This window comes from Agarivorans sp. QJM3NY_29 (assembly GCF_050870835.2).
GTDB lineage: Bacteria > Pseudomonadota > Gammaproteobacteria > Enterobacterales > Celerinatantimonadaceae > Agarivorans.
In genome coordinates, this window is the sequence record NZ_CP194036.2 from 2,566,434 (window position 1) to 2,592,516 (window position 26,083).

Here is a 26,083-nt window from a genome sequence, read left to right on the forward strand (position 1 = left end):
GCGCGACACTTTAAGCCGCTTCGTCTTAGTGGTGGTGACCACAACCGCCAGCCGCATGAACGTGCCCATGGGCCAGTTCTTCTTCGGTGGCCTTACGCGTTTCAACCACTTCGATACTAAACGCTAAATCAATACCAGATAAAGGATGGTTACCATCAACAATGACTTCATCATCTTCGATACCAATAATAATCACCGATTGCTCACCTTCATCGGTCGTAGCTCGGAACTGCATGCCAACTTCCACTTCAACTTCGCCGAACATTGATTTAGGCACGGCTTGCACAAGGTTATCATTACGCTCACCATAACCGTCTGCGGCAGCGATCTCTGCGTCAAACTTATCGCCAACTTTTTTACCAAGTAGCGCGTTTTCTAGACCTGGTACGAGTTGACCTTGACCAACAATCACTGCCAGTGGTTCTTTACCTTCAGAGGTGTCTAATTGCTCACCGTTTGCATGTACCGTGTATTCGATTATGGCAACATCGTCTTTTGCGATAGTCATCAATGATTCCTCAATTTATGGGTTGTGGCGATGCCACGAAACCGCCAATTCTAAAGCTTTGGCTTACAAAATGCCACGCTAACGGCTTAATCCGTACTTCCAGTTGCGATAATCAAGCTATAAACCCTTGTAGTACTGCTTAATTTGAGTCGGGCTTATATGGCTATGTAATGTTTGATCTGCGTTTGGCTCTGCATTTAATAAACTGACAAACTCGGCGATTAAAGCTTGCTTAGTAAGGTGCGCCGCTATCCTTGTCTGATTTTTCACATCTCTAAGATCAACTAAGACGTCGCTAAATATGCCAGGCAATTTTGTTAAGATCTCACTGTTTAAGAAATGTTGCTGACTATACAAACTATTATGCTCACCAGCCTTTTTACTAATCACATATTCAGCGTCTTTCAAATTAATAATCGAGCTTGTTTTTACGCACTTACGTAAACACTTATGATCAACTTGAGTTTTCTTACAACCAACCACTTGCTGAAATAAACACTGACGGCTGGTCAACATCTTGATTGGATGGTAAATGCTGTAAAAGCAACGAAAGCCTTGCGGTGCTTTTAATTGGCGCATTTGTCCGGCATTAAGTTCGTTACTCACAAAAGCGCCATCGCAGCCCCCCTGCTGTTGAAGGGCCTGCATCGCCCATGAATTTGCTGTATTCAACTGTGGCCCGGCAATCCAGTTGAGCCCTAATTGTTGTGCCAAAGCGCCGATCCCACTATTGTTGGTCACCAACAGTTTCGGTTGAACCACCCTTAAAAACTCCCCCGCAGCTTGGTAATGCTCACCGATTAAGATTGCAGGAAACCAGGCCTTAAGCCTTGGTTTAGCTTGGAATAATGCAATGCTGTCATCAAGAGAATCAGCGAAGGCATTTGGTAAGTGCCAATATAAATCTACCTCTTCTATTTCAGCCAACTCAAGATCATTATGATCATCAACCAAAACCGCAAGTCGAGGCACAGTTATTGGTTTGTCGGCGCTTGCCACAACGGAACAATTCAATGCAGATGGATCAAGCGCTTTTACCTTTGGCGGCTGCCGAAGTACCAATTGATCAAACTGTTGCTTGAGCGCAAATAACGATTTGACCGAAATAGCCAACCCAGGGGAAACTTCGCTCACATCAAGCGCTGCTAGGCAATAGCCCCGATTGTTGATAGTAAATAAATCTTGCAGTCGTTGGGTCGACAAACCCTGTGAGTTAGCTGTCTGCAAATTTTCTTCGCTGCAGAGAATAAATTGTTGCGAGCCGCAGTGAGCGATTAATTTGAGTGGTTGAGCAAGCTTAGCGATCAGCTTAATTTTTACCGGGATTTGGCTGATGCTTAAGCGGTCAATCACCTGCTGCATGTTTGCAATGAGCGCGGTATTATCATCATATAGCGACTGTTTTAACACTTGCCGTGCCGACTCGCTCAGTGCAGATTGTTGCTGAGAAAAATGTTGTAGTGCATGATTCCGAGAGTTATCAATATACATCTGTTGGCTAAGCTTGCCCTTTAAATAACCGTTACTAAAATCACGATTAAACACCTTATACAAAGGCGTGCTGTCGCTTAACAACGGCTGACTCTGATAGTAGCGGTCTAACTGCTGGCGCCATTGTCCAACGACTGTGTATACGTAATGCGCTTGTTTCATGCGCCCTTCCACTTTTAAGGAATAAACACCAGCATCGGCCAAAGCCTGAAGATCATGAAAAGCAGAATTATCTTTTAGGTTTAACGGAAAGTCTTTGCCCATTTGGGTAGTTTGGTATTGATCGCGACAAGGCTGACTACAGCGGCCGCGATTTCCAGAACAACCGTTACGTACCGAACTGATGTAACATAGTCCGGAAAAGCCAATGCAATAGGAACCATGTACAAATACTTCCATCAGTACATTGTGTTGATGTCCGTAGTCTGCCAATAATTTAATTTCTTCAATATTGAGTTCTCGAGCAAGATTTACACGACTCACCCCAAGTTTGTTCAACAAACTAATTTGCCCAATGTTATGGGTATTTAGTTGGGTTGAAGCATGCGCGTCCAGGCTGGGAAAATGTTGCTTAACCATATGCAACAAGCCCAAGTCTTGCGCGATAATGCCGTCAATCGCGATGTTCACCAAACGATTGAGTAAGCGAGTCATCGTAGGCAGTTCGCTCTCTAATAAAATAATATTTAGTGCGACAAAAATTTTACAATTTTGCTGATGTGCCAAAATGCACAGATCATCAAGCTGATCCAGTGAGATGTTGCTTGCTCGACTCCGAGCATTGAACTTCTCCAAGCCTAAATAAACCGCATCGGCCCCAGCTGCGATAGCAGCCTTTACCGAGCCAAGATCTCCTCCAGGAGCCAACAATTCAAACTGAGATTTCATAAGCACAAACTTTACACGACTCGTCAGGATCAAAGCCGTGCATTCTACCGATTGCTCAGCGCAAAGGGATAACTAAGCGCCACAAGTTTAATTTGAATCAAATAAAGTTTTAATTAATAAAAACATGATTAATACTGAACCTAGTCCCAAGCACTCCCCACTTCCTGCAAAAATAATCGCTTAAAATAAGCCAGCCTTGAGCATGATTAATCCAAAACCAATTTGCAAATGATAATTATTATCATCTATAGTGGTGTGGTTATTTACCTAAAAGGAAACAGTCATGGCACTTCGGTTTTGGCTCACGAGTTCAATTTTGTTGTTTGCAATTGGTGTTCCTTACACCGCACACGCTAAGTTCAAAGTTGTCACCACTTTCACCATTATTCAAGACATTGCTCAGAACGTCGCCGGAACAAATGCAGATGTGCTATCGATAACCAAAGCGGGCGCAGAAATTCACGATTATCAACCAACACCCAAAGACATAGTTAAAGCACAAGCGGCCGATCTTATTTTGTGGAATGGCTTAAACCTTGAGCGTTGGTTTAAACAATTTTTTAGTAACATGCCTACAAAGCCGTCAGTGGTGGTTACAGAGGGGATCGAACCGATCTCTATTTATGCAGGTCCCTATCAAGGTAAGCCCAATCCACACGCATGGATGTCTACCCAAAATGCATTGATATACATTGAAAATATCCGCAAAGCCTTGGTGAAATATGATCCCAAAAATGCCGCCAGTTATAACCGTAACGCTAAGAATTACGCCCTACAGATCAGCCAGCTAGAACAAACAATCAAACAGAGTTTTACAACTCTTCCGGTAAGCCAAAAATGGTTAGCCACCAGCGAAGGCGCGTTTAGCTACCTAGCAAGAGATTTAGCGTTCAATGAAACCTATTTATGGCCAATCAACGCCGATAGACAGGGAACTCCCAAACAAGTGAAACGATTAATCGAAACCATTAGGCAACACCACATCCCGGTGATATTTAGCGAAAGTACGATTTCGGACCGAGCAGCCAAGCAAGTGGCCCGCGAAACCGGGATCCACTACGGCGGAGTACTTTATGTGGATTCACTGTCTGAAAAAGGCGGCCCGGTTGCAAATTATATCGATTTATTACGCGTGACCACCAGCACCATTAAACGGGGGTTTGATTTATGAGTAAAGCTGTCAGCATTCAGGCCCAAGAGGTCAGCGTGATTTACAATAATGGGTTTACCGCAATCCAAGATGTGAGCTTTGATTTATCTGGGGGAACCATATGCGCCTTAGTTGGGGTCAATGGTGGCGGTAAGTCCACGCTATTTAAAAGCATAATGGGCTTGGTAAAATTAACCAGCGGCAAAATACTTTTATCCGGTATGTCCACCCAACAAGCCTTAAAAAGTAACTTGGTCTCCTATGTGCCACAATCCGAAGACATTGATTGGGATTTTCCAATTTTGGTTAAAGATGTGGTGATGCAAGGGCGCTATGGGTATATGGGCTGGTTAAAACGACCCACAAAAAAAGACCATGCAATTGTCGACCAAGCGATGCAGCGAATGGGCATTGCTGAATTAGCCACCCGACAGATCGGCGAATTGTCAGGCGGCCAAAAGAAACGCGTGTTTTTAGCTCGGGCATTGAGCCAACAAAGCCGCATCATGCTGCTTGATGAACCATTTACCGGCGTCGATTTCAATACCGAAAATGCGATTATGGATTTACTTAAGTCTCTAAAAAAGCAAGGCTATTTGATTCTCGTATCGACCCATAACTTAGGTAACGTGGCCGACTATTGTAATGATGTGATATTGATCAATCGCAGTGTGGTCGCAACGGGTACGGTAGAAACCACCTTTACCCAACAAAACCTTGCTGCAACCTTCGGTGGCGTGCTCAAACAGATGGGTATTTCTGGTTCAGACCTGCATAAGGACGACGACCAACGTACCGTAACGATTATTTCTGACCATGAAAAACCAGCGGTATTTTATGGGAGTAAAACCGAACACAGCCAACTGTTAACAGAAACCAGCAGGCAAGATTATGATTGAGTATTTGTTGGAACCTTTCAGTTATCAATATATGAATAATGCACTACTCGCAGGTGCATTAGTGGGCTCAGTCTGCGCATTTTTATCCACTTACTTGGTACTGAAGGGCTGGTCGCTAATTGGTGATGCCCTATCCCACTCTGTCGTGCCGGGTGTTGCAGTGGCTTACACTCTTCACCTGCCGCTTGCTGTGGGCGCATTTTTTGCTGGTTTCTTAGCCGCTGGCAGTATGGCGATCATTAAACAGCTTTCCCATCTAAAAGAAGACGCCATTATTGGTTTAGTGTTCACCAGTTTCTTCGCCTTAGGCTTGTTAATTATTTCGCTAAATCCAACCTCAATTAATATTCAAGCGGTGATCTTTGGCAACATCTTAATGATTACCCAGAGCGAGCTACTGCAAATACTCATTATTTCCGTCTCAACCTTTGTCATTATCGGCTTGTTTTGGAAACCCTTATTATTAGTTTTTTTTGATGAAAACCAAGCGGCCACCACCGGTATCTCTGCCCGTGTATTCAAACTGCTATTTTTTGTTCTGTTAAGTGCTTGCACCGTTGCCTCTTTACAGGCTGTTGGCGCGCTACTGGTGATCGCCATGGTGATCATCCCTGGCGCCTCCGCCTATCTCTTGAGCGATAGATTTGGAGTAATGCTGATTATTTCTACGCTGTTTGGCCTGGTCACCAGTTTAGTTGGAGTGTACCTCAGTTATTTTTGGGATACCTCCACTGGCGGCTTAATCGTGTTGAGTCAAGTGAGCATTTTTGCCACAGCGTTATTGTTCGCCCCCAAGTACGGACTGCTCAACAGCCATCACCGACAAGCTCGGTCGCTAAACAAATTACTGTCAGGAATTAAACATGCTTAATATGCTGATAGAGCCACTGCAATATCAATTCATGCAGCACGCCTTATTCACCGGGCTGGTCGTCAGCCTGGTTTGTGCTTTGCTTTCCTGTTTCTTAGTTCTGAAGGGCTGGGCGTTAATGGGAGATGCAATATCTCACGCAGTACTCCCCGGCGTAGTGATAGCCTATTGCTTAAGCATTCCACTTTTAATCGGCGCATTCATCTCTGGCTTTAGTTGCGCCCTATTAACTGGTTATATAAAACAACGCAGTCGAATCAAAGAAGATACTGTGATGGGAGTGGTCTTCTCCAGTATGTTTGCCCTTGGCTTAGTCCTATTTACCCAAGTAGAAACAGACCAACACCTGATGCATGTATTATTTGGCAATATCTTAGGCATATCAAAATACCTGATGCTACAAACCATCACCATTTGTTCAGTGGTATTGCTGTGTACGCTCTGGTTCCGTAAAGATTTAAAATTATATTGTTTTGACAAAAGTCATGCTCGGGTGGTCGGCTTAAATACTAACTTTCTTTATTACTTATTGTTGGTTCTTATGGCGATGACCACGGTGGCAGCCATTCAAGTGGTTGGCATTGTATTGGTGGTTGCGATGTTGGTTGGACCCGGGGTGATTGCATTAATTTTTAGCAAACGCTTTGAACAAATGCTAATCATCGCTTGTCTGGTTGCGAGCTGTTCGACTTTTATGGGAGTCTTAATTAGCTACCATATTGATGGTTCAACTAGCGCCTGTATCGTCTTGTTTCAAGCGCTCGTGTTCATCTGTGCTTTTAGCTACAAGAGCCTGTATAACAAAGGCAAGCGACGCGCGGCGAAACTAGCCTCGCAGCCAAAAACCGTACTTTCATCGACTCAGCCCTAAACACGCCCATGGTGTCAGCGCTTTGCTGGCACCGACTTATTCATCAAACTGGCGATTGCGACTATGCTGCAACACCTGATACATATAGAGAACAATGGCTAAGTTAAGCAGTAGCACTACCACACTTAAAAGGTTCTGTTGGGTCAACAGCTCATAGATTTCAAAGGGAAGGTAAATCGCACCACTCAGTAAAGCGAACCATTCGGTCCACACAAAGCCATGCCATAAACCATAGGCTTCGATAAATCGAACCATGGTATAAACCAGCGAGCCAATTAAAACCAGATACAAGTTTTGTTCAGTCACTAAACTTGCGTCATGTAATAAAATACTCGCGAAGTGACTTGCAGGGTTAAAATGCAAATGTTCTAACAGCCTTAATAAAACCTGCTGTAAATTTTCACCCGCCAGTTGAAATAGTCCTAAAGCCACAATGAACGACAAGCCCCCCTTGCAGGCTTCTAACATTGCCACGGCTCGTAAGCCTTTCTTTATTTTTAGCATAACGACTCTTTCATGGCAGGGGCTGATAAATTTGCCTTCTTAGCAGCATACGACAGAAGACGAATTGAGCACAGCGCCAGCTGCGGGCTTCAACTTCGCGGTGATATTCACGCAGCAGCTTAGCACTCAAAGTAAATACCTCGCAACTACCTTTGAACAAACACCACCGAAGGTCTGCGTTGCTCAACGCGGCACCTTAAAATGCTTCACCAGTATTCATCGTGGCACGGCACTCTGCAAACGCCTAAACCTCACTGTCAAATTTCAATGATTGACATTAACTATTAGTATTTCCTCAAGCTTATCCCCTAAGAACGACTATATTGATCAATTAAGCTCTGTCGCTTATGTCTTACTATATAAAGCATAAAATAATCGGATTAAAGAGCGCGTGCTAAATGTAAGCCAATCGCGCGCTCACTTTTGGAGTCAATGGATATGTTTTTTAGAAAAAGGATTTTCGCTAAACAAGAGCAAACCGAGGTGTCGGTGAGCATCACCCGCGCCATAAACAGTCAGCAACTCAAACTCGCAGAATTGAAAGATTTTGAGTTAGAGGGAGGCACTGCATTGGTACTCGCTTTTGTATCACCCCACTGCAATTTTGCAGAAGTGAACCGACAGCTGAAAACAGAGCTGCCTTTTGCCGATCATATTATTGCGGTGATGACAGCCGGTGAGTTAGGCGGCGGACGTACAAAACTGTATCACGAGACCCCGCAAACTTGGGATGGGATGGTATTGCATGCATTCTCACGTAAAATATTAAGCGATGTATCGATCCACCGTATTACACTCAAGGCCACAAGTGCGCATGCCACCGATGATAGTGCCGAACGTCGAATTAAGCATATCCTCGGCGAACTGAAAGCGATTCAATTACCCTTTCAAGTGGAAAGTCGAGACACCCTTGCCCTCACCTATTTTGATGGCTTAGCTGGCAGCGAAGACTTTTTCACCCAAGCCCTTTATCGCAGCCAACGTTTCCCCTGTTACTTCATTGGTGGCAGCGCTGGCGGAAAACTGGACTTCAAACAAGCCGAAGTCGGTTTAGATGGCCAGGTACTCAGCGAGCAAGCAATTGTTGGTTTTTGTAAAGTTGCCCCCGCTTATCGTTACGGCATCATGAAGAGTCACAACTTTGAAGCCACGGGTCATGGCTTCGACGTGGCCGAATTCGACCCATTTACTCGCGTATTACATTCGGTGTTAGACGACAAGATGCAACTCCGCAGCCCGGTCGATTGCCTCAGTGAGCATTTTCATTGCAGCGCAGAGCAAGTCGAGCAGCAACTCAATAAACACTCCTTTGGTATTCAGATCAACAAGGAATTATTTATTCGCTCGGTTGCGGCAATCAACGCGGATGGTAGCATTCGTTTCTTTAGTGATTTTAGTTTTGGCGACCGTTTATTATTGGTCAAAGCAAAAGACTTTAACCAATCGACTCAGCGTGACTATCAGCAATTTATGCGGGGTAAACCTAACAAGCCGCTGGCGATGATCGCCAACGACTGTATTTTACGACGGCTCAACAATGGCTCCAGTCTAAATCAAGCCAATAGTTTTGATGGGATCTGCCTATCGGGATTTTCCACTTTTGGTGAGTTTTTAGGCTTACACCAAAATCAAACCATTACCGCCGTTGCTTTCTTCAAAGTAGATGACCATAGCCAGTTTAGTGACGAATATGCCGACAACTACCCCTTTTATTTAGCGTCTTTTAACAATTATTACTTACGCTCGAAATTGGTGAGTACCCAGAAGATAAATACTTTGCAAGCCGATGTAATTCAGCACATGAGTAAAATTCACCCCTTGTTACAATCGGCAACCGCACAACTGCAGCAGGGCTCGAGCCAAACTGCAGACTCCGCCCAACAGCTGCGAACTTTAGGCGAACAATTTGCTACGTTTATTCATAAAATCGATCAGCAACAGAGCCAACGCCAAGAATTGATGGAAGGTGTAAGCACCCTTAAAAATAACGCCGATAAAATCGTTAACATTATTCAATCAATCAGCGGGATTGCCGATCAAACTAACCTACTGGCACTAAATGCAGCCATCGAAGCGGCACGTGCCGAAGAAGCAGGCCGCGGATTTGCGGTAGTGGCCGATGAAGTACGTCAATTATCCAAACGTACCCAAACCAGCGTTCATGAAACTGGCGAGACGATTAAAGAAGTAACCCAGTCGATTAACCATATCACCCATGGGATAGACAGTATCGACACCGTTTTAAGTGATATAGAGCTTGGTTCTCAATCTTTTAGCAACGAACTGACAACGCTTTCAGATAACTCGCAAAACGCGGCCTTAAGCGCCGAACGAGATATCCAGCAGGCGCAAGATGCTCAGCAAAGCATTACTTTAATCGAAGAGGAAAGTCAGCTGATCGATCAACTCAGCCAAATCGCCATCCGGCAGAGAAAGTAAGTAATACCGATCTGATTCATTATATAATCAACTTATTGCACAAAATAAATCTGCTAATAACCCGGCATGAAGAGCAGTAATGAGTGGCTCTAATGGCAAGATACATAACTTAGTTAGTGGTGGTTTACAGCAACGAGCAACAAATAATGAGTTAGAACAGTATAAAAGCCCAAGCGTCTGAAGCAAAAACGTTTGGGCTTTGTTCCACGATTATGCTTATAAACTACGTTAACTAATAACTGGGACTTCAAAACCAGATTGGCTTTTAATATCGAGATATAGTCAGCTAACGACCAACATTGCTGCGCCCACATGCTTCAAGATATCAACTACGCCAATTGCACACTCAGCATCGATTCCAGAGGAGGCTATGCTCTTCGCTTTCTGGTGAATAAGCAACACATCCTGATGCCGGCTCTCGAGGGGGCAGGTTGCGGGGGGTTATTTCCAATGGCTCCAATTGCTAACCGAGTCACTGGCAATACAATTCCCTGGCATGGACAAAACCTATCCTTACCAAATGTCGAGTGGGACGAGCTGTTTTTTTTACATGGAGATGCCTGGAAGAAACCATGGCGCGTCCTCAACAAAAATAAAAGCACCATTCAATTAGTTTTAGAGTCGCATATGAGCCCGCAAATTGATTATTTAGCGATGCTTAGCTATCAATTATCCGAGTCATCCTTAGCGGTGACGCTTCGGGTGACAAATCAATCTGCAAATGCGTTCCCATTTAATATCGGTCTTCACCCATTTTTCTCCGCTAATGATAAAACTGAACTGTGTTTGTTGCATCAAGGATATTGGCCTGAGGGTGAGCATCACCTCCCCATGGCTTACCAAGAACGCGTCGCAACACAATATGATTTCAGAACAAAAAAAGCGTTGTTGAAAGGATGGTTGAATCACTGTTATAGAGTCTCAACCCCGGCAACAACCCTGTTTCGTCCGGATCTCGGTTATCGTATCGTGATTACCTATAACACCCACTATATAACGCTGTATCAACCTTCAATAAGCGATGGCTATATCTGTATCGAGCCACAGGCTTACCCCATCGATGCTCACCATCAGATCATAATGCCCGAAATAGAGCCCAAAGCCTGCCAGGAGGTTAAAATGACCATCAAGGTATTACCACTCTAGGGCCGGTAATGTTGAGCTTTTGGGGCTATTTTTAAGCCTTATGATTGGTGCGTTTTATAGTAAAGATTAGATGTATTAAGCCACTAAAAGTCTTCCAAGATTTTTTCGATAAACAAGTAGCCTATTCCCTTGAGTAACTCTGTATCACTCAAATCTCCAAATCGAATACTGGCTTTTTGTTCTTTAACCGAGGCTACATTGTCTTCAAAAGGATTGAAATGAGCTTGGTCCTTAACCTGAGCTAACCACTGCTCGCCTAATTTTCTGGCTTCGCCATAAATAACGATATCATTCACACTCATCGTGACCAAAAAATTATAAATACTGATCCCCAATGTGCTTGCAGCTTTATTACAGACGCGACGAACCAGCGGATCGTTTTCAAAATACCGTTGAACCGCTTGCTCAAATTCCAGCTCATCGAACTGGTACAACTCGTCAGAAAATCGGTTTTTTATTTGTTTTCTAATATCTGCCAACATGGCTTTAGTTGACGATATGGTTTCCAGACATCCGTAGCGACCGCAGCCACATTTTCGACCATCTTGATCAATGATTGAATGGCCGATCTGTCCGCTGCCATAAAGTGGCCCTCTAAATATTTGATCATCAATCAAAAATGAAGAGCCAATCCCATAATCGACATTAATCACGCAGAAATCACGAACATGCTCGGGATTGGTCCACTTCTCCGCCAGAGCCAGCATTACACAGTCGTTATCAACCGCCACTTGAGTCTCTAATTCAGCTTCGAGAATATACTTAAAATCAATCGGACTATCCCAAGGTGCTTGGGGCATAAACATTGAAGTGCCAGCATGGACGTCTACCTGGCCATGCAGAGCCAAAGCAATTTTTAATTTACCAACCGCAGCCGCGTTAGCGCACTGCCGATAAGCCTTAATCACCAACTGCACCAACTCTTCGGGAATAGCTGGCGCTATATGCCACTCACGCAGCTCAAGTAGCAACTCCATTTTACCGTTAACCACTAACGCAGATATTTTACTGGGCGTGATGTGTATACAAATGATTGGACTGGATTTGTGAGATATTTGATACACACCGCTAGAGTTACCTCTTCCGATATGCTCGGTATGCACATGCTCTACCCAGCCCCTGTCTTCCAAAAACAGTAAAATTTTACTAATGGCAGGTATACTCAATTCAAGTAAGCGAGACAGGCGTGACTTACTTAATTGTTGGTACTGAAAAAGGAGCCTAATAATCAACTTTGCGTTATAAGTTCTCACCGACTGATTATTCATGCCTTTCAGCATTTTAGACTCCTTGCTCATCCACTAAATAAGTTACCCTCTTTCGGCTAATCGTTGACGATATTGGTCTGCGCCAACTGCAAGCAACAAAATACCACCGCGTACTAAGTATTGGTAAAACGAGTCAATATTAAGCAGGTTCAGTGCATTTTCCACCGTTCCCATAATAAGTACCCCGACCGCAACCCCAACAATACTGGCCTTCCCGCCGTTTAGCGATACACCGCCCAGCACGCAAGCCGATATCACACTCAGCTCAAAACCTAAGGATGCGTTGGGTTGGCCACTGGTAATACGCGACGCCAGTATGACACCTGCAATAGCACAAATTGCCCCTTGTATCGCAAAATTGGCAATTCGAACTTTATCAACATCCACCCCGGCGAGTTTTGCCGCATCAGCATTCCCACCCACTGCTAAAGCATTTCGCCCATAAGCGGTATTTTTCAGCAAGAAGCCAAATACAATAAAGCACAATATAGTGATCACAATTGGCGTTGGTACTCCCAGAACCGTCGACTGGCCTAACATAAAGAAGTTCATGTTAACCACGCCTACCGCATTCCCACCGGAGATAATATAAGCGCCGCCGCGGACAATTTCCATCATCGCTAAGGTTGCGATAAGCGCATTCACCCGAACTTTGGTCACAAAAATACCATTCATGAGACCGATGAAAATACCCGCGACAAGCGCACCAAAGATCCCCAAGATAAAGCTATCGCTGGCATTCACAATGAGTGCCGCCAATACGCCGTAAAATGCGACCTGAGAGCCCACCGATAGATCAAAATCTTTCGATGCGAGGCAGAACATCATCGTACAGGCCACCATGCCAATTTGTGAAATTGAAAGCCCAAGGCCCACCATATTCCTCAGTGAGAAAAAGTAAGGGACAAATATTGCCAGTGCAATAAACAACAATATATACACCACAATAATATTGAAATTCTCACTACTGCGGATCAACGACCAAGTCGAGGTTTTTGCCGGGCTAGACAGATCGATCTGGGCCGTTTTATTTAAAGCGGTCATACGCTCATCTCCTGTTCAGGGAAAGCTTTAGAAAGAATGCTTTCTTCTTGATATTCTTCACGTTTAAATTGGGCCGATATCTGATTTTCTCGCATCACATACAAGCGATCAGTAATGCCCATAATCTCGGGTAACTCGCTGGAAATCACAATAATCGATATACCCTTGTTCGCTAATTCGTATAACACGTTATAAATTTGGTTCTTTGCCGAGACATCAATGCCCCGCGTTGGCTCATCGACAATCAATACATTGATACTGGGCTCTGCCAACCAACGGGCGAGGATCACTTTTTGCTGGTTCCCACCGGATAAAAATTGGATCTCTTTCTCTAAAGATGGCGTTTTAATATCCAGCCGTTTTACAAAGCGTTCCGCTTCCGACAACTCTTTAGCAAGATTGAGGATCCCACCGAACCGCCAGAAGTTTCGGCGACTACTGACAGTGATGTTCTCCCAAACCGAACGAAAGGTGATATTGCCCTCTTTTTTGCGATCTTCAGAGCAATACAAGATCCCTTTTTGAATCGCCTTTTTAGGCGTTAACGACGGCAGCTTACAATGATTGAAAGAAGCACTGATCTGCTGACTCGATATCGCGCCAATGATCGACTTCATCAATTCGGTACGGCCCGAACCAACCAAGCCAAAAAAACCTAGAATTTCACTTTTACGAACATTAAATTCAACGCTTTGAGGAAACTGATGGCTATGAATGCTGTCCAGCGAAAAATTAATTGCTCCGAGTTCTCTTGGGGAATAGTTATACATATCGCCCAAGTTACGACCGATCATTTTCTCAATAATGGTTTTGCGATCAATTTGTTTCAAATCGTCATAAGAAATCACATGCTTCCCGTCTTTCATTACGGTGCACGAACTACATAAGTCGAATATCTCCGCCATTCGGTGTGAGATATAAATCAGGATCCGACCTTCGGCTTGTAACTGGCGGATCACTCTAAACAGAACTTTGGTTTCGGCCGACGACAAACTGCTGGTCGGTTCGTCTAATGCAATAATATTGGCATTTAATATCAGCGCTTTGGCTATCTCCACCATTTGTTGCTGACCCATCGATAGCCCACTCACTTTATCTTTGGAAGAAAAGCTCAAGCCAAGGCTTTGCAACTGAATGTCGGCCTGTTGATTCATCTTCTTCCAATCAATTTTTCCCCGATGTGACGGAAAGCGACCCAAAAAAATATTCTCTGCAACACTCAGTTCTGGAACCAATTGCAGCTCTTGATGAATAATAGCGATACCGCCTTTAATCGCTTCACTGGGAGAACGAAAGTTGACGCTTTGGTCGTTGATGGCCACATGTCCCGAGCTCGCTGGATAAATTCCCCCAAGTACTTTCATCAAGGTACTTTTGCCAGCGCCGTTAGCACCGATAAGACCGTGAACTTCGCCATGGCCTATCGAGAAACTAATGGCGTCGAGGGCTTTCACTCCGGGAAAGTTTTTAGATACATCGCAAAATTCGAGTTTGTTATTCATTCACACAATCCTTGATGAAATCGGGGTGAAACACCCCGAACATTGTACAATTACAAACCTAAACTTTTACGCACTTGTTGATAGTTATCTCGGGTTGCCAGATACCCTGAGGTATAAATTAACTTCTCAGGCTCTACGCCATTGGCGATCCAGTTATACATATTGATCGAGGTTTGATAGCCATGTGCTTTGGCACTTAAAATAATGGTCCCGTAGAATCCGGTAGAAACAGGCTTGCGGAATTCATTAATCGCTTCTTCGGTACCGTTAATACCAACACCAATAATGTCCGATGAAGCAATTCCGTTCCCTTCTAAGGCCCGAACGCCACCGATCACCACTTGATCATTCATGCCATAGACAATCCATTTTTTAAATTGGCCTTTCTGGGTGATTAAACTATTCGCGGCATTAAATGCTTGTTCGGTATTATCGAGTCGATGCGGTGCTTCAAACATATTGGCGGCTGGGTAATTTGCCTCGTTTAAAACATCAGTCGCCCCTTTGGTTCGTTGGTAAGCCGTTGGTAGCTGTTTGTAGGTGAGTGCCATCGCCGCCACTTCGTTGCGGTCCCAGCCACGCGCATCTATTTCGGCCAATAACGCGTCCCCCACTTCACGTCCGATGTTATAAGCAGAAATCCCCATATGAACCACATCTTCAATGGGATTACCTTTGCCATCAATCAGTCGGTCATCCACCGACATTAACTTGAGTCCGTTTCTGTTGGCAGCTGCCACAACGGCAGGGCCTAATTTTACATTAGGGACACACACAATCACCCCATCAGCCTGTTGAGTGCCTAAGTTGTCCAACGCCGACATCAATTTTTGACCATCTTGCGCGCCAATTTTAATTAACTCGAAGCCTTTTTCTTTGGCCGCTACCTCTGCAAACTTCCATTCATCTTGGAACCAGCCTGCTTCGGGTTGTTTAACAATAAAACCAATTTTCTTTTTCGCTTCAGCAGCTGCGCCTAAAGACATAGAGCAAAGCGATGCAGTTAGTAATGCGGTACCAATTTTTTTGTAGAGTATATTCATAATTTGACCTATTTTAATCACCCCAAATGGTAATGCGTTCAGCCCTTGTTCAACTGAAATTCACACATTTCACGTCGTATTTTATATTTCTAAACTGCCGTTATTGTTTAACAGCTATCGTTATTATTCATGCTGATGTTAATGTAATGTTTGCTATATATTGTGAAGTTCAATCACGCTATATAGTAATCTTTGTTTAGTATTAATGTCCCTCCTCATTCGCTTTTAAAAAACTGCCATAGAGTTGGCTTATTAAACACAAGCCGGCAATAACAATGGATAAAGGCTTTCGATCAGACTGATCTTGGCGTGCCCCGGCTCCAATTGAAGAACCGCTAATCGGTCTTGGTTTGTTTCTGCGACACCACTATTGCTGAGTAGACTGCAGCCAAGTGATGCCAAATAGCGAATAAACCGACAATGAATTTGATGGTTTTTAGCAATGTCGCGATCAAATACGATCAGTTCTGGCAGCGACACCGCAAAAAAGTCCTCAACAACTGGGTCACTCAAGTGCGCATCGGCCCAGCGCTTCATCTCGGTGAAACGCGCCAGTGCTTGCTCTCGTTGACCACACTTGGCTAAGGCTAGTGCCTGAAAGAAAAGGTAATCGGCTGGTTGATCGTTGTAGTAACGGCTTTCGCTTAAGCTGGAACAACCGAGCATCGCTTTTTGCCAACACTGCTGTGCGTGCTGTAAATTTCCTCTCCATTCAGCAACACAACCTAATAAAAAATAAACATCATTGTCGGTTTGGCCTACCAGACGACCTTCGCTGAGGTTATCAGGATAAGCAAAGGCATCGGACAACGCTTGTTCGGCTTCGGCGTAGTCTTTATTCATCATCAAGCTGCAAGCTTTTCGGATCAGCGCATTAATGTATTGACCGGTTATTTTCCCCTCGCCCCCCTCCCAAGGATGAAACTTTTTCTGTTGAAGGATTGAAAAAGCTAGCTCATGACGCCCTTCAATATTGAGTAAGCTGATCCATTCCGCAGTTAAATCATCTCGCTGCAACACCACATTTTGATGCAGATCCAATGCCTCGAGACGCTGTTGCGGTGAATAAGCGGCCAGCTTTCTTAAATGGTCGAGTTCGAACAAAACCCTCGCATCGCTTAAATCTAGCGCCCAAGCATAGGACATATGGCTAATCGCGTGTTCATAATCCCCATGTTTATTAGCGTGGTACACCGCCAAATTACGATGACAAGCTTTAAAACTAGGCCTATTGGATAAAGCTGTCTCCCATAACTTAAGCGCTTTTGCGTAAGACTTTTTCGCATAGAAAAAACAACCTAGCAGATAATCGGCAAAGGGCTGACCAGCTAACTTGCTTAATGCAAGGCACTCGATAGGCGTATTCGGAAACAATACATTTTGATTAAATTGTTGTTCCGCCAGCGCCAACAAGGCTTGTGGATACTGTTCACTTAATCCCGCTTTGATAAGCAAGGCATTTGCCCCTGCCGCATCGATTAAATCGATGGCCTGAATGGCTAAGTGAGTTAAGCCTAAAGAATGATACAAACCGCTCACATGAACCGCATTGGCTTGTCTACCCTGACACAGCGTGATAAATCGCTGCTTCGATTCATGAGTTTGTTCAAGCCGGTAACGCTCCATAAATAGCGCGTAACCCAATGGAAACTGCTGAATTGCCGATTCGATATGCGCCTTCGCTTGTTGCTGGTGGCCCAATGCGATCAAAATCGCTGCTTTTACAAACGCGGCCTGGTAACTGGTTCCGTTGAGCGCTAACGAACGATTAATTTCATCCAATGCGTCTAAGTAACGCTGTTGAATAAATGAGATCCGCGCAGCCGCCAACAAACCACTATCACGACAGTTGCCACTCCAAGTCGATTTATAATAATCGGCATAGGCCAAATCCAACTGACCCAGTTTTTCATGTACACAAGCCCGAAGAAAACTAGCACGGCCGCAAGCCGGGTTCTTATTGTAACGATGCACTCGTTGGAGTGCTTTATCGAGTAAGGCCAATGCTTGTTGGTAATCGCAACGGTCATACTCTTGATGTGCCAAAGCGAGATTGCAGCGATAATCTAAGGGGTCTCTGGCCAAAGCTTCTAGATAATAGGCTTCTGGCTTACCACTGGCATGATGATACTGCTCTAAGTGTTGTCCAATTAAATACAGCTCGTCGACGGACAACACCTCCTTAGGTGGCAAAGGCGCATCGGCGGGATCTGGAATAGCCTCATCCGAAGCCCTGTGTTCCTGATAAACAAGTACCTTTTGACCATTCTGAGTCGTCACCGTGATACTTAATCGCTCGTCGGCAGAATAATCCAAGGTTTGTAAATACACCTCGCAAGGCTCAAACGAGAACACTTCATCAACCAAGATCTCTTCATCGTTACGGATCACTACCCGTGCATGTTCAATCTTCGAGATAGCATATAGTCCCCACTGCACTTCATCTGCATCACGTTGCAGCTTTAATGCAACATCAGTATTGGCCTGATGCACCATGCCAAGTTGACTATAAGGAAGGAAGTTTTGTACGAAGATCTTCTCTTCGTTGGGATCGATCCAAGTAAAATCAGGCTGATTATCGGTAAATACACCAGTCATTAACTCAATGTAAGGGCCACTGCTATCGGTGAGATTTTTATCCCAAGCGAGGCCAAAATCGCAATTTCCCCAGGTCCACTGCTTTTTCCCCGGAGACAAATGATGGTTAGCGATATGTAAAAGGCCACCTTGTTCATGATGGCTATAGGCTCCCACAAAATCGTAATCGGAACCAGCAGCCATATAAGAAGTCGGTACTGGCAGGTTTTTATATCTGGATATATCGGTACCCGGCGAGTAATCCACTTTATAATAAGTGCCCTTAGCTATCGGGAATTCACTCACATCGCGCTTGCCGTGATCATAAACTGCCGTAACATCGGGCGGGAAAATGCTCTGATGATCGTCGCCGCCTTTCACCGCAGGGTTAGACCACCATAGAAAATGCCGAGGCACAGCATTACCGTTATACACTTTACCCGTGATCTCAATAAGCGCCTTATCGGGATAAAGCTTAAAGCCTGCACTTACTTGTAAGCCATACATGTGCTCGACTTCACCCAGCCATACTTCTGCGCTACCATCGTTCAAGCTGCGAATATTCACATCAACTGGCATATAAGTAGTAGGCCGATGATGTTGCGGCCAGTTAAATTCAATCCCGCCAGATATCCACGGACCAACTAATCCAACCAGCGCCGGTTTTACCACCTCGTTGTAGTAAACAAAATCTCGTTGATTGACCTTATCGTAAGCGCGATGAATGCGACCACCAAGCTCTGGCAACAGCATGACTTTGATATAGTCATTTTCTAAATAGATGGCTTGGTATTCTTGGTCGACCGCTTGCTCGCGAATCGAATCAATCACCCCGTAGGGATACACTGCCCCAGAAGAGCCTTGGTAAACCCGCTTCTCAAGAAATAGTGGATTGGGATCCACAGAACCGGTGGGGTATGTTGGCAAAACAATTGTCTCTGACCATACATTCACGCTATTTCCCATACATATGCCTCAAAAGTACACGCTTCTAATTAAAAATAATGAAGATGCGGCAAGCTTATGCGCTATTTGAAATGAATTATTGTGAATGCTTCACGCTGTTTAATAATCTGAGTTTACTAACAGCGTTTTGATGAAGGGCTAAGCGCAACGTAGCCATGCGCGGCTTTAGAATTGTTATTCGAAAACGACAACCCCCCAGCCTCTCCGTAATGAGCCAATTGACAATAGAGTTTTGTATCAATATAGTGCCCTTTAATTTGTGATGATGGAATATCACTGCAAGATAAGATCTGCCCAGTGATCATCAATGTTAAATTTAACGACGCGAGTCGCCAAGCGATCGACGATATAGAGCCCATATTATTAAAGTAAAAAAATAGGCTGGGTAGTGATGCTTGTTGGCCAACTCAGTCTTATTTTTACTGGTGGTGCTGTCAGAACAAGCGCTCGTGGCAAAATAATTGAAAATAGTAATCTTTTTAAGGTGATGTCTGCTGACGCCAACCACGTTTCATGGAGCATATACCAAACCAATTGAGAGTATTTTCTTAATAGCTTTTCTTCGTTAGATAGGCACGCTAATAGCCAAATTGAAAACTTGCTCTACAGCAACATTTGAGAACATCAGCGAGCCCAAAAGAGAAAATTTCGGGGGCGCTATTTACAAAAAATGTAAGGTAAAATAACGCGATGAATCATATTATTTTGGCTTTTGGCATTTTATGCACATTGAGCTGCGAAGCGAATACTTCAAGCGAGGTGATAGATTTTGGAAAAGATATATTACAAACAAGATATGAAGCATTTGCTGACAAAATGAACCAATGTGATAAGCAAGCAAGAAACACAAATGTATCAAACGAAACCTTAGTCCAATTGCAAAAAATCCCCTCTGAGGCTGCCTTAGCCTTAGCAGTGGTAAATTATAAAGCATTACAGCAATGTGCATTGTACGAATACAGCGAAGCGCTTAGGACCCTAGTATCTCTGGAAAACTTAGATGAGTTCAATCCGAGCACTGATGAAGCGTTAAAAATCAACAGGATTAAAGCCCTACTTGTTGCTGACATGAATATGTATATTGAAAAAGAATATGCAGAGATTTCCCCTGAGCTAAAAGTAAAACTAGAGGGAATGGCAGAACTGAAGTTTCCTTTTAATTTAAGTAACACGATTGAAAAAGCCTGGCCAAGCTCTTTCTAAAAATAGTATCACGTTGTATTTTTTTTATTCAATTTATCATTCCGGTTTAAGATGCCCTAGTGTGGTAAGGCTATCGGCACCACATTTTAAATACTGAGCTGCCAAATCATCAAACACCGAATCAGGAGTCTAGCAATGATAAAAAGTGTATTCATTAGCCTTATTTACTGTCTGGTCATCTTTAGTTTTGTTGCATGGTACTGGCAGCAATCTGCAGAGCCACAACGTACTTGGCTATTTTATTTTGTGTTTACCATAGCCTTTGGCCAGAATGTTTATTACAGCTATAAACGCTCAAAAAAGTAATTTTAAACAGCTTAATCAAACCAAACCTTCGAGCGAGCAACTTCAAGGTGCTGGTTTAGGAGCTGCTGCGGGTTTATTGTTCGCTCATAGTAATAAGTCGAAGAACTCATTAGTGTATATATTGGCCAGTGGGCTTGTCGGGTGCATGGCTGCCAACGCCACTCGAAGATATAATTGTGTGGTATAAAAAAAGAGTGGGATGCATAGAGTCCCAATCCTTTTCCTAAACTGTATTAGTATAATTACCAAGCAATTTTGACGTAATCACACTGATACAATTAATAGATAGACAATTTTTCAGAAAGTCTCGCAGAAACCAATCTACACCCAATCCAAGGGTGATTAAATCATACGCTCTGTCATACCCAAAATCGCCGGACGTTATGAGACAAACCGAAACAAGATGAGATGATAAGCTATTGATTTAACTATATTACAGGCATAAAAAAAGACGTCCTTAGACGTCTTTTCATTTGAATATGGCGGTGACGGAGAGATTCGAACTCTCGATACCTTGCGGTATACACACTTTCCAGGCGTGCTCCTTCAGCCACTCGGACACGTCACCTAAATTGTTTTTCGCTCGGGGCGATAATGAGGCGCTAGATTACGGATAGCGTTGGCGAGGGTCAACTATTTTTTTCTAAAAAGGCGTTGGTTGCTGACTTCTTGCACAAGTATTGCTGTTGCAACGATAAAAGTACTCACAAAAAAAGGAAGCCGATGCTTCCCTTTATCCATGCTTTGAATCGCTCAACTTTAGATACGGTAGCCATTGCTTTGACGCAAATAAGCCGATGCGCCTTGTAAACCTGGTTGTTCTTCGGTGATCACATAAACGGGTACTTTAGCGACAAAATCTGCAAAACGCCCTTTAGCTTCGAAGCGCGCGCGGAATTCACTATGTTTAAAGAATTCCATAAAGCGACTAATAATACCGCCTGCAATGTAAACCCCGCCAAAGGTCGACATGTTTAAGGCAAGGTTGCCACCAAAAGAGCCAAGGGCGCGACAAAATACTTGCATCGCTTCAACGCATACCGGGCAACTTTCTTGCAAACCGCGGGTAGTAATGTCGGCAGGCTGTAAGTCTTCGGCTGCTTTGCCATGGTAGTCCATTAAGCCGAGATAAATATTGACCAAACCGGGTCCCGATAACAAGCGTTCTGCCGAAACGTGATCATAACGCTGTTGTAGGAAGCTCAAAACATGTGCTTCAAGTGCATCATTGGGTGCAAATTCAACATGCCCTCCCTCACCCGGAATACACACATATTCGCTGTCGTGATGAATTAAATGCGCCACGCCTAAACCAGTGCCGGGGCCGTATACCGCGATAGGCTCTCCAGATTTGGCGGGTTCACCACCAATTTGTATTTTCTGGCTATCGCTCAAGGTTGGGATCGACATGGCAATGCCGGTGTAATCGTTGATCACATAAAAGTTTTCAAAGCCCAGTTGCTCTTGAACCGCCTTGCGAGAAAATGCCCAGCTATGATTGGTCATCGCAATCCAGTCTTGATCGGTTGGGCAAGCAATGGCGATACAGGCTTGGGTGACCGTTTCTTGTTGTTCGCTCAAGTACAACGACATAACATCAGCAATGCTGGGGAAGTCACCACACAGGTACTTCTGTAAACGACCTATTTCGCCAGTCTTTAACTCGACTAACGCCAAACGAATATTTGTGCCACCTACATCAGCGATCAACCCAAAACCGGCCATTATGTTTTCCTCGATAACAAATTAAAAAATAAAAACAAAAATATCATTAAATAACTCTAACAAACTATCATTAAATAGCTGTTGTTCTTAATTATCTGTGGATTTTAGCGCTTTTGTACTGGAATTTCGTTAGTAAATTACTAATATTTAGATTGATTTCAAAAATATTAGACCTAGCTCATACTATGAAAACGTTGTCTGGTCTATCATTCATGCTAATTTATCTTGTTTCAGCCAGCGGTCTATGTAATTGTATTACATATCTATATGTTGAAAAATTATTACATTTGACAATTTAACCTTAACAAATGCGCTTAATATAACGAGTATTATGAATACGCTTGAAAAAATAACAAAAAATTTAGAGAACTTTAGTAAGTCCGAACGAAAGGTTGCTGAAGTTATTATTGCCTCTCCTCAAACGGCAATCCATTCAAGTATTGCCGCATTGGCTAAATTAGCTGATGTAAGCGAACCGACCGTTAACCGCTTTTGTCGTCGCTTAGATACTAAGGGATTTCCCGACTTTAAACTACATTTAGCGCAAAGCTTGGCTAACGGTACACCTTATGTGAACCGTCATGTAGATGAGGAAGACGGACCAGAAGCCTACACTGCCAAAATATTCGAATCTTCGATGGCCAGTTTAGAAGCGGCAAAAAATAGCTTAGATCCGGTGGCGGTGAATCGTGCTGTCGATTTACTCACTCAGGCGAAGAAGATTTCATTCTTTGGTTTAGGCGCTTCAGCCTCAGTTGCCCAAGATGCATTAAATAAGTTTTTCCGCTTCAACGTGCCAGTAAGCTACTTTGATGATGTTGTAATGATGCGCATGAGCTGTATTGTGGCCACCGAAGAAGATGTGATTATTTTAATTTCACATACAGGTCGCACCAAAGCGATGATCGATATTGCAATACTTGCCCAGCAAAATGATTCGATGGTTATTGGCATCACCACTAAAGACTCCCCACTCGCCAAAGAATGTAATTTGGTGTTGTCGATGGATGTTCCGGAAGATACCGACGTTTATATGCCAATGGCATCACGTATTGCGCAAATGGCTCTTATCGACGTACTCGCAACAGGCTTTACACTGCGTCGTGGTGAACGATTCAGAGAGAATCTGCGTAAAGTGAAACAAAGCTTAAAAGACTCTAGAACCGATAAAGGTATCGAATAATCAAACGCAGCCTGCTAAGCGCTAGTCTTTATACTAACTTTTAGCAGGCTTACCATTAGATGTTCCCTGAACTGTTACCACAGTTCGTGATTCTATCTTTGTGAATACAAAAAAAGGATGCAATGGCATCCTTTTTTATTTGTAGTCGCCAAATGAATTAGGCAACATGCACAGCGCTAATTGGCGCGTTTTTCTCTTCTAATACGCCAGGTTCGAAGTGGTCAACCTGAATCGCCTTGGAACGTAAAGCATCTGCTTTGAGTAACTCAGCGGCTTCGGTCTCACTTAAGATATCCTGCGCCTGAGCAGCAGCAACGATTTCTGCAAGTTCAACCTTACGTGGTAACTGACCCGCTTTCTGAGCTTTGGCGATCTTCCGCTCTAGTGGTCTCACTTTATACATCGCCAAAAATGCCTGCTCAATAATTGCAACCGCATCTCCTTTACTGCCATCGGTCACACATAACTGACTTAAGCGCTCGCGAGCGGAGCCTGGTGTCATCATGGTTTCACAAATTTTATGGCCTATTGCATCGTCCGCTAGCTTAAAGCGATTGCCATATGGGAACACCACCGATTTTAATACTCGTGCCACCACCCGACTCGAGAAGTTTTGAAAGAAACCTTCAAAAGCGATACCAATTTCGTAAAGATTACGTTCTATCGCCCACTTCACAAATGGTAGATCTTCTGCCGGACGCCCTTGATCTTCATAATGTTTTAAGGTGGCTGACGCTAAGTAAAGATGACTCAGCACATCACCTAAGCGCGCAGAGATCCGTTCTTTACGTTTTAATTCTCCACCTAGAATCAACATCGACATATCGGCACACAAAGCTAATCCTCGGCTCATCCGGGTTAATTGGCGATAATAAACAGCGGTTTCTCCCGAAACCGGGCTTGAATTAAAATAAGCACCGGTTAAGCCTTGGAATAAGCTACCCACAAAGTTGCCTGCGCCAAAAGCGATATGTTTGATTAACAGGCCATCGAATTCGGCAAGTCCTGCGGCTTCGTCTGGATTAGCAGCCGCCTGCAATTCTTTGAGAACATATGGATGACAACGTGTAGCGCCCTGACCAAAGATCATTAAGTTACGGGTGAGAATGTTGGCACCTTCCACCGTGATCGCAACTGGGATCCCATTATAGGCATGACCTAAGTAGTTCATTTCACCCAGTTGGATCCCCCGTCCCGAATGAATGTCCATGGCATCATCTAATACGGTACGCGCCATTTCGGTCATATGGTACTTAGCAATCGCGGTGACAATGGCAGGGCTTTGATCTAAGTCTAAAGCGCCTGCGGTAAGACGACGGGCAGCCTCTAATTGATAGGTCATGCCGCCAATCCGAGCCAAGGCCTCTTCAACGCCTTCAAAACGGCCAATCGATAAACCAAATTGTTTACGAACATAGGCATAAGCGCTGGTAGTTCGTGAGCTCATATGGCCCACCGCCGTGCCCAAGGCTGGAAGTGAAATACCGCGACCGGCCGATAAACATTCAACCAGCATTCGCCAGCCTTTACCGGCGTAATCAGAGCCACCAATAATCCAATCTAAGGGAATGAATACATCATCACCAAAAGTTGGGCCATTCATAAAGGCTAAACCTAACGGAAAATGGCGATCGCCGGTACGCACACCGGGATGGTCGGTTGGGATCAGCGCACAGGTAATACCCAGCTCTTGCTGCTCACCGAGCAGATGTTCGGGATCATACAGTTTAAAGGCTAAGCCAAGAACCGTAGCAACAGGTGCCAGCGTAATGTAGCGCTTATTCCAATTTAAGCGGATCCCCACAACCTCTTCACCATTAAACTCCCCCTTACATATAATCCCTTTATCGGGTATCGCTCCTGCATCAGAGCCTGCTTCTGGGCCAGTTAAGGCAAAACAAGGCACATGGGTGCCATCGGCTAAGCCGGGTAACCAATGATCTTTTTGTTGCTGGGTGCCATAGTGCAGTAACAGCTCACCTGGGCCTAAAGAGTTAGGCACCATCACCGTTACCGCAGCCGATAAACTGCGAGTGGCAATGGTGCTAACAATGGTTGAATTAGCAATTGCCGAAAACTCTCGTCCGCCATAACTTTTAGGGATAATTAATGCAAAAAAGCCTTCGGCTTTTAAGTAATCCCATACCGGTTTGGGCAAATCGCGTTGGTTTTGCACAATGTCGAAGTCATCTAGTAGCTTGAGTAAGCTTGCAACCTGATTATCCATAAAGGCTTGTTCGGCTTCACTTAAACGCGCTTTAGGATATTGATGCAATTTACTCCAGTCGGGTTTTCCTCCAAATAGTTCGCCGTCCCACCATACCGACCCCGCTTCCATGGCTTCTTTTTCAGTTTGCGACAGGGGGGGCAAAATCTTTTTAAACATCTTAAAGGCTGGTCGCGAAACCAGCTTGATCCGTGTCTCGGTAATACTTAACAGCACCACGATAGCGGTCAGCAACATTAGTATAATTGTCATGGCTGTATCCTTTATTTCAC

19 protein-coding genes and 1 tRNA gene are annotated in these 26,083 nt (G+C 44.1%); 9 read left to right on the forward strand and 11 right to left on the reverse strand.

The features are described 5' to 3' along the window. Positions 1 to 25 precede the first annotated feature (25 nt). Both ACRRS0_RS11795 and ACRRS0_RS11800 read right to left on the reverse strand, forming a co-directional pair. Positions 26 to 508, reverse strand: coding sequence for an FKBP-type peptidyl-prolyl cis-trans isomerase (locus tag ACRRS0_RS11795; protein ID WP_432453012.1), 483 nt, complete (start codon positions 506 to 508; stop codon positions 26 to 28). Positions 509 to 625: 117 nt separating this feature from the next. Continuing rightward, the gene (locus ACRRS0_RS11800) at positions 626 to 2,887 is read right to left on the reverse strand and encodes a peptidase U32 family protein (protein ID WP_432453011.1); all 2,262 of its coding nucleotides are present in this window, start codon (positions 2,885 to 2,887) and stop codon (positions 626 to 628) included. Between the two features lie 283 nt (positions 2,888 to 3,170). Between ACRRS0_RS11800 and ACRRS0_RS11805 the strand changes: the two genes are divergently transcribed. Genes ACRRS0_RS11805 through ACRRS0_RS11820 form a run of 4 tightly spaced genes read left to right on the forward strand, consistent with a single transcriptional unit; the run spans position 3,171 to position 6,678 of the window. Continuing rightward, positions 3,171 to 4,058, forward strand: a complete 888-nt coding sequence (locus ACRRS0_RS11805) for a metal ABC transporter substrate-binding protein (RefSeq protein WP_432453010.1) — start codon at positions 3,171 to 3,173, stop codon at positions 4,056 to 4,058. Continuing rightward, positions 4,055 to 4,936, forward strand: coding sequence for a metal ABC transporter ATP-binding protein (locus ACRRS0_RS11810; RefSeq protein WP_432453009.1), 882 nt, complete (start codon positions 4,055 to 4,057; stop codon positions 4,934 to 4,936). The genes ACRRS0_RS11805 and ACRRS0_RS11810 overlap by 4 nt, the downstream gene beginning before the upstream one ends. Further along, positions 4,929 to 5,807 carry a metal ABC transporter permease gene (locus tag ACRRS0_RS11815; RefSeq protein WP_432453008.1) on the forward strand — a complete coding sequence of 293 codons (879 nt, stop codon included), beginning with the start codon at positions 4,929 to 4,931 and terminating at the stop codon, positions 5,805 to 5,807. The genes ACRRS0_RS11810 and ACRRS0_RS11815 overlap by 8 nt, the downstream gene beginning before the upstream one ends. Next, positions 5,800 to 6,678, forward strand: coding sequence for a metal ABC transporter permease (locus ACRRS0_RS11820; protein ID WP_432453007.1), 879 nt, complete (start codon positions 5,800 to 5,802; stop codon positions 6,676 to 6,678). Before ACRRS0_RS11815 ends, ACRRS0_RS11820 begins: the two co-directional genes overlap by 8 nt. Before the next feature lie 36 nt (positions 6,679 to 6,714). Here ACRRS0_RS11820 and ACRRS0_RS11825 read toward each other — a convergent pair whose 3' ends face one another. Continuing rightward, positions 6,715 to 7,182 (reverse strand): DUF2127 domain-containing protein, encoded by a 468-nt coding sequence (locus tag ACRRS0_RS11825; RefSeq protein WP_432453006.1) that lies wholly within the window; start codon positions 7,180 to 7,182, stop codon positions 6,715 to 6,717. Between the two features lie 438 nt (positions 7,183 to 7,620). On the opposite strand from ACRRS0_RS11825, the gene ACRRS0_RS11830 reads away from it, so the two are divergent. Together ACRRS0_RS11830 and ACRRS0_RS11835 are read left to right on the forward strand one after the other, a co-directional pair. Then, positions 7,621 to 9,621, forward strand: a complete 2,001-nt coding sequence (locus tag ACRRS0_RS11830; protein WP_432453005.1) for a methyl-accepting chemotaxis protein — start codon at positions 7,621 to 7,623, stop codon at positions 9,619 to 9,621. Positions 9,622 to 9,933: 312 nt separating this feature from the next. Then, positions 9,934 to 10,767: a hypothetical protein gene (locus ACRRS0_RS11835; RefSeq protein WP_432453004.1), complete on the forward strand. Its 834-nt coding sequence runs from the start codon at positions 9,934 to 9,936 to the stop codon at positions 10,765 to 10,767. A gap of 83 nt (positions 10,768 to 10,850) precedes the next feature. Here ACRRS0_RS11835 and ACRRS0_RS11840 read toward each other — a convergent pair whose 3' ends face one another. The 5 genes from ACRRS0_RS11840 to ACRRS0_RS11860 form a co-directional block, all read right to left on the reverse strand. Continuing rightward, the gene (locus ACRRS0_RS11840; RefSeq protein WP_432453003.1) at positions 10,851 to 12,047 is read right to left on the reverse strand and encodes an ROK family protein; all 1,197 of its coding nucleotides are present in this window, start codon (positions 12,045 to 12,047) and stop codon (positions 10,851 to 10,853) included. Positions 12,048 to 12,077: 30 nt separating this feature from the next. Continuing rightward, positions 12,078 to 13,079, reverse strand: coding sequence for an L-arabinose ABC transporter permease AraH (gene araH / locus ACRRS0_RS11845; RefSeq protein WP_432453002.1), 1,002 nt, complete (start codon positions 13,077 to 13,079; stop codon positions 12,078 to 12,080). Further along, positions 13,076 to 14,581: an ATP-binding cassette domain-containing protein gene (locus ACRRS0_RS11850; protein ID WP_432453001.1), complete on the reverse strand. Its 1,506-nt coding sequence runs from the start codon at positions 14,579 to 14,581 to the stop codon at positions 13,076 to 13,078. Before ACRRS0_RS11850 ends, araH begins: the two co-directional genes overlap by 4 nt. Positions 14,582 to 14,631: 50 nt before the next feature. Continuing rightward, positions 14,632 to 15,624: an arabinose ABC transporter substrate-binding protein gene (locus ACRRS0_RS11855; RefSeq protein ID WP_432453000.1), complete on the reverse strand. Its 993-nt coding sequence runs from the start codon at positions 15,622 to 15,624 to the stop codon at positions 14,632 to 14,634. A gap of 252 nt (positions 15,625 to 15,876) precedes the next feature. After that, positions 15,877 to 19,155, reverse strand: coding sequence for a DUF5107 domain-containing protein (locus tag ACRRS0_RS11860; protein ID WP_432452999.1), 3,279 nt, complete (start codon positions 19,153 to 19,155; stop codon positions 15,877 to 15,879). Between the two features lie 702 nt (positions 19,156 to 19,857). Between ACRRS0_RS11860 and ACRRS0_RS11865 the strand changes: the two genes are divergently transcribed. Both ACRRS0_RS11865 and ACRRS0_RS11870 read left to right on the forward strand, forming a co-directional pair. Continuing rightward, entirely contained in the window at positions 19,858 to 20,370 is a 513-nt protein-coding gene (locus ACRRS0_RS11865) for a hypothetical protein (protein ID WP_432452998.1), read from the forward strand. A gap of 135 nt (positions 20,371 to 20,505) precedes the next feature. Beyond that, positions 20,506 to 20,676, forward strand: coding sequence for a hypothetical protein (locus tag ACRRS0_RS11870; protein ID WP_432452997.1), 171 nt, complete (start codon positions 20,506 to 20,508; stop codon positions 20,674 to 20,676). 480 nt (positions 20,677 to 21,156) lie between these two features. Here ACRRS0_RS11870 and ACRRS0_RS11875 read toward each other — a convergent pair. Both ACRRS0_RS11875 and ACRRS0_RS11880 read right to left on the reverse strand, forming a co-directional pair. Then, positions 21,157 to 21,244 (reverse strand) — tRNA-Ser (locus ACRRS0_RS11875). 191 nt (positions 21,245 to 21,435) lie between these two features. Continuing rightward, a complete protein-coding gene (locus tag ACRRS0_RS11880) occupies positions 21,436 to 22,401 on the reverse strand; it encodes a glucokinase (RefSeq protein WP_432452996.1) in 966 nt (321 codons plus the stop codon). A 331-nt stretch (positions 22,402 to 22,732) separates the two neighbouring features. Between ACRRS0_RS11880 and ACRRS0_RS11885 the strand changes: the two genes are divergently transcribed. Next, entirely contained in the window at positions 22,733 to 23,584 is an 852-nt protein-coding gene (locus ACRRS0_RS11885; protein WP_432452995.1) for a MurR/RpiR family transcriptional regulator, read from the forward strand. Between the two features lie 157 nt (positions 23,585 to 23,741). On the opposite strand, the gene ACRRS0_RS11890 is transcribed toward ACRRS0_RS11885, so the two are convergent. Continuing rightward, positions 23,742 to 26,063 (reverse strand): acyl-CoA dehydrogenase, encoded by a 2,322-nt coding sequence (locus ACRRS0_RS11890; RefSeq protein ID WP_432452994.1) that lies wholly within the window; start codon positions 26,061 to 26,063, stop codon positions 23,742 to 23,744. Between the last annotated feature and the right edge of the window lie 20 nt (positions 26,064 to 26,083).